Source organism: Psychromonas hadalis ATCC BAA-638, assembly GCF_000420245.1.
Classification (GTDB): domain Bacteria; phylum Pseudomonadota; class Gammaproteobacteria; order Enterobacterales; family Psychromonadaceae; genus Psychromonas; species Psychromonas hadalis.
This window is the reverse complement of record NZ_ATUO01000317.1, coordinates 1-1,583: the sequence shown is the minus strand read 5'-3', so window position 1 is coordinate 1,583 and position 1,583 is coordinate 1. Positions and strand designations below refer to the sequence as shown.

Below are 1,583 nucleotides of genomic sequence, written 5' to 3'. Positions count from 1 at the left end.
ACGTAAATGGTTGTTCCCTTTGCAAAACTTACAACGCAGAAGTGAGTTATTTTAACCAGTAAAATAGATTAGCTATTTACTGTAATTGGTATAACGTTTCCTAAACTGCGCTTTTTCGCCTTGAACTAAGCATAAATGGCTTAGCCCTGAGCATTTACAGTCTATTTTTATAAAAACACCTCAAATTTTAAGGGGTGCGGAGTAGTTACAAATAATGAATAAACCCTCTCAAAAAGCAGCGAAATTATTATTGAATAGTCGCCAATCAGAGAAAAAAATAGCTCGTCTAAGTACTGAAATAGCCCCTACAAACTGCGAACAGGCATTACAAATTCAAGCACAGATGATAAATCAGCGCAGTGATGGTATTGCGGCTTGGAAGTGTTTGTTACCTTTAAGTGAAAATAAAATTGTTGTAGCACCTATTTTTTCCGATACGGTGCAATCGGGTGAGACTTGTGCTTTATTTGCAGAAAATGGGAAAGTGCATATCGAACCTGAAATTGCGTTTGTGCTAGGTAAAGACTTGCCCGCTCGTGAAGAAGGTTATAGTGATGCTGAAATTGATAATGCAGTTAAAAGTTGCCACATGGCACTGGAGTTGATGCAAGATCGCTTTTCAAGTGAGGTTTCATTTTATGAAAAACTCGCAGACTGTTTACTTAATCAAGGACTGTTTATTGGCCCTGAAATAGATAAAAGTAAAGCCTATCTTGCCAGCAAGTTTGTTATAAATATCGATCAGCATGAATTATTGCAAACTTTTTCTGGTAAGCATCCGAATTTACTTCCACAAAAACCCTTGTACTGGCTAATCAACTATATGAGTAAACGCGGTGTTGATTTTACCGCAGGGCAGGCCATTATTACTGGTTCTTATGCGGGCATTGTTGAAGTTGAGTTTAACCAAGCAACTGAGTTTGAGTATCTTGGACTTGGAAAATATCAGCTTACATTTGTACCAAATAATGACCTAATTCTATAATACCCCAAGAAATTTAAACTATAAAATTAATATCCTTATTCCTATTTGAGATAATATCAACCCAAATAGGAGACTTGTAATGAGCAAAAAAAGAACAACATGTTCAGCTGAATTTAAAACTCGGCTTGTGCTTGAGTTATTGGAAAATGAAAAAACAATAGCTGAAATTGCCAGTAAAAATAACATCACACCTAAAAATCTTCAGAATTTGAAAAAGATATTCTTGGATAATGCAGTGATTGCAATGGGGTCTGCTAAGGCTGTTAAAGAATACAAGCAAGAGCTTATCGCAGTTTAAGAAGAAAATGAAATGCTTACAAAAATTGTAGGTAAAATGACCGTTGAGAAGGAGTGGCTTGAAAAAAAGCTAAAAAACTTGGGCTTATCTGATAAAAAACAATTAATTGAGCCTAAGCTAGAAAACCTTTCAGTCTCGCAACAGTGTGGTTTGCTGAATTTAAATCGTAGTACTTTTTATTGGCTCTGTTGTAGAACACTGTTGTCACCCATAGGCTGCGACTAATATTTCCTGTTTATTGAGCTTTGCGTTGCTTTCCCCAGGGGCGGATTACGCTTTGTATGAATTTCATCCAAAAAG

2 protein-coding genes are annotated in these 1,583 nt (G+C 36.1%); both read left to right on the top strand.

What is annotated here, in order from left to right:
- Positions 1-214 precede the first annotated feature (214 nt).
- Entirely contained in the window at positions 215-985 is a 771-nt protein-coding gene (locus tag G322_RS0119240) for a hydratase (protein ID WP_022943278.1), read from the top strand.
- Between the two features lie 79 nt (positions 986-1,064).
- On the top strand, positions 1,065-1,283 hold the full coding sequence (locus tag G322_RS0119235) for an IS3 family transposase (protein WP_028866760.1): 219 nt from the start codon (positions 1,065-1,067) through the stop codon (positions 1,281-1,283).
- Positions 1,284-1,583: the final 300 nt, after the last annotated feature.

Coding starts and splice junctions, on each gene's coding strand:
- G322_RS0119240 (WP_022943278.1), top strand. CDS start 215: ATGAATAAACCCTCTCAAAAAGCAGCGAAATTATTATTGAATAGTCGC.
- G322_RS0119235 (WP_028866760.1), top strand. CDS start 1,065: ATGAGCAAAAAAAGAACAACATGTTCAGCTGAATTTAAAACTCGGCTT.